Raw genomic sequence first — 245 nt, forward strand, 5'->3', positions numbered from 1 at the left:
CATTGATGGGGCTCGTGCGCCGCCACCGCGTTGCCCCTACCCTCGCGGTTTTCCGCCCACGTCGACGCCCGATCCCCCCGCCGGCGCGCTCTCGCTCGCGCCTTCGCGAGCGCCCTCCCGGGCGCGAGCGAGAGCGCGCCCGAGTGCGGCGACCCCAACCAGCACCGCGCGCCGACCCGCCCGGAGCGAGCGGCCAGCGGAGAAAGCGCGGGGGGTTGCGCGGCGTGGCTGCTCACCCCCCACGC

The 245-nt window shown here is 78.0% G+C and carries 1 pseudogene; it reads right to left on the reverse strand.

From position 1 onward, the window contains the following. Window positions 1-36: 36 nt before the first annotated feature. Window positions 37-245 (reverse strand): annotated as a pseudogene (locus SM753_RS21015) (hypothetical protein); the annotation flags it as partial.

The organism is Halostella sp. PRR32 (assembly GCF_034808085.1).
GTDB classification, from domain to species: Archaea; Halobacteriota; Halobacteria; order Halobacteriales; family Natronoarchaeaceae; genus Halostella; species Halostella pelagica.